This is a genomic window from Luteitalea sp. (assembly GCF_044337415.1).
Taxonomy (GTDB): Bacteria; Acidobacteriota; Vicinamibacteria; order Vicinamibacterales; family Vicinamibacteraceae; genus Luteitalea.
In genome coordinates, this window is record NZ_JBIINP010000352.1 from 1 (window position 1) to 3,180 (window position 3,180).

A 3,180-nucleotide genomic window follows, 5' to 3' on the forward strand; every position below is an offset into this window, starting at 1 on the left:
GTTTGGGCACCGGCGGCAGCGGCCACCAGCAGCAGGCACGACACGGACATGGCAAGCACGGACTTCATCGACAGCAATCCTTTCGACCCAGCACAGGACCGGCCCCACCCGGGGCCGCATCCGGACCATTGAACCACACCCGTGGTTCAGCTCAGAACGTCGACCCCACTGCAAACCGGAACTGGAACGGCCTGGTCGGCGTGAAATCGTTGCGCAGCACGCCCTCGCGCTGCGGGTTGGCGGCGAAGATCAGGCGGAACGGCACGTTGAGCACCGGCATGAAGAACCGGATTTCCGCGCCCGTCGAGGTCTTGAACTCGTCCCAGTTGAACGACTCGGTCTCGTTCCTGACCTGCCCCGCGTCGTAGAACAGCACCAGGCGCACCGGGCCGGCGATGCTGATCAGGTACTCGAAGTTGAACAGCAGGCTCTTGTTGCCGCCGAGCACGATGCCCGTGACCGGGTCGCGGGGGCCGATGCTGCGGACGTCGAACCCGCGCACGCTGTACTCGCCGCCCTGCACCAGGCGCTCGAACAGCGGCAGCGGCAGCGACTCGCCCCAGGGACGAATGTACTCCACCTCGCCCCGGAAGCCGATGGACGTGCGCCGCGTGTGCTGGATGAACTGCACGTACTCGAACTTCGGCTTGATGAACTTGGTGTTGCCCCCGAGGCCCGCCAGGTCGATCGACGCCGTGATGCGGCGACCGGTGTTGGGGAAGATGGGGTTGTCCACCGTGTTGTGCACCAGGCTGGGCACGAACTTGCTGATCGTCCGCGCCTCGCCCGGCTCGCACACCTGCTCGCCTTCGGGGAATTCCTCGGTGGGCGGCAGCGTCTGGCACTGCAGCAGCAGCGCGTCCTGCAGGAACGGGTTCCGCCCGATCACCGACGGGTCCGTGTACAGCGGGTTCAGGTCCTTCACGTTGACCCGTTCGTAGCTGTACTGCAGGAACCCGCGCGTGAAGTTGCGGCTCAGCGGGAAGCCCCACACCGTGTTCACGCCGGTCGTCTCCTGCGTGAACGCCCCGATGTACTGGATGGCGCGCCGCGAGATGTCGACGCCGGCCGTGATCGGCCGATCGAACAGGTAGGGCTCGGTGAACGCCAGCTGGTAGAACTGCGTGCGCGACCCGGCGGCCAGCGACAGCGACAGCGTCTCGCCGCGGCCCATGAAGTTGGAGGTGGCGAAGGCCAGCTGGCCGAAGAAGCCCTCGAACTGCGACACGCCGGCGCCGAACGTCAGCTGGTTGCGGTTCTGCTCCTGCAGCGCCAGCGTCACGTCGACCTTGTTCTTCTCGCCCGGCGTCTTCTTGACGTCGATGCCCTCCTGGCCCTCTTCCAGCTGCTTGAAGTAGCCCAGCTGGTTGAGGCGACGCACGCTGTTCTTCAACGACTCGGTGTTGAAGACGCCACCCTCGAGCAGGTTCAGCTCACGACGGATCACGTTGTCGCGCGTCGTCGTGTTGCCCTTGAACGTGATGCGGTTGATGAAGTACTGCTCGCCTTCCTGCATCCGCATCGTCACGTCGACGACCGGCGGACCGTTGGGCTCGGCGCCCTCGGGCAGGAACTTCTCGGGGTCGGCCGGATCGACCATGTCGAGCGGCTTCAGGTCCGGGAACCCCGTGAACTCGAAGTAGCCGCCGACGCCGTACAGCTCGCGCGCCTTCTCGAGGCCCTTGCGGATCTTCTTCTCCGAGTAGAAGTCGCCGGTCTGGAGCTTGAAGATCGGCTGCAGCGCCTCGGGCTTGACCACCTTGTTGCCGTCGAACTCGAACTTGCCGACCCGGTACCGGCGCCCCTCGGTGACCGGGATGCGCAGCTGCACCTGGCGCGACTTGCCGTCGGCCGACGTCTCGAGCGTCCGGATCTCCGGCTGGCCGACGCGCGCGGCGATGTAGCCCTCCTCGCGGTACATCCCGCGGACGGCCTCGGCATCCTCCTCGAACTTGGCCTGCTGGTAGATGCCCTTGCTGCGGAAGCGGTTGATCAGCGTCCGCTCCTTGTTCTCCTTCATGCGGCGCTTCAGCGTGCCATCCCCGAAGGCGTCGTTGCCGATGAAGTCGATGTCCTTGATCAGGACCCGCGGGCCGTCCTTGATGTTGAACGTCAGGTTGACCAGCTTCGGGCCGCCGGCGATCGACGTGATCGTGTGCGTGACCTCGCCGTCGATGTAGCCCTTCTCGGCCAGCATCTCCCGCACCACGCTCTCGACGCGCCGGATCTGCGCCGGGTCGATGAACGAGTCGAGGCGGATGACGTTGTTGATCTCGCGCAGCTTCTCGTCGACCTTGGTCGACTCGATCTTGTCGCTGCCGACGTACTCGACGATCTTGACGCGCTGCCGCTCCTCGAGCCGGAACCGCACGTACTTGCCGACCGCCCCGTTCGGGTACGGGGTGTCGAGCACCTCCACCGCGAGGTCGTCGAGGAAGTTGGTGGCCCAGAGCCGCTTGAAGTCCTCCGTGAGGTCCTTCTCCACGTCGGGCGTGTAGGGGATCCACACGTTCTGCGACGGGCGGCTGCCGCGGGTCTTGATGTAGTACAGGTAGGTCTCGAACTCGATGGAGGAGACGTTGCCCTGCGTCGGGAAGCAGAGTTCCACGGCCCGCAGGACCGGGCCACTGCCCGCCGCCGGCTGCGCGGTGGCGCTCGTCGGCGGGATGACCGCGCAGGCGCCCTCGGCGTCGAGCACGCTCCGTGCCGGCAGATCCACCGTGCCCCCCGTGGTCACCGTGGTGTCGGCCGACGGCGGCGGCGGAGCAGGCCGCGTGCGGGACGCGTCGCCCTCGGGCGGGGCGGCCGGCGCCGCGGGGGCGGGCGGCTGGGGCGCGGATGGGGGTGTCTGCGGCGACGCTGGCGGCTGGTGTCCCGCGAGGGCGACCGGGGTTGCCCACAGGGCCAGGCACAGCACCCCGACAGGGGCAGCGAGTCTCATGCGTGTTCGCGATTCCTAGGGCGTCGTGTCGGCGGCCCGAGCATTGCCGAGACGAGCCGGGCCCCCACGGCCGGACCTCACGTGGCAGACCAAGCCGTCAGTGTACCGGAGATGAGACGTCGTGCGCCACCCGGCGGTCGGGCTGCCGTGACGGAATAGTGATGGCTCGGGGGCTTGGAGCTGGGGGCTTGGAGCTGGGGGCTCGGGGCTCGGGGCTCGGGGCTCAGGGCTCAGGGCTC

Annotated in this window: 1 protein-coding gene; it reads right to left on the bottom strand. The window is 67.5% G+C overall.

Translation table 11 applies throughout. The annotated features are described in order from the left end of the window. Positions 1–151: 151 nt before the first annotated feature. Complete coding sequence (gene bamA, locus ACIRDX_RS22165; protein WP_396627593.1) at positions 152–2,941, bottom strand: outer membrane protein assembly factor BamA; 2,790 nt, start codon at positions 2,939–2,941, stop codon at positions 152–154. Positions 2,942–3,180: the final 239 nt, after the last annotated feature.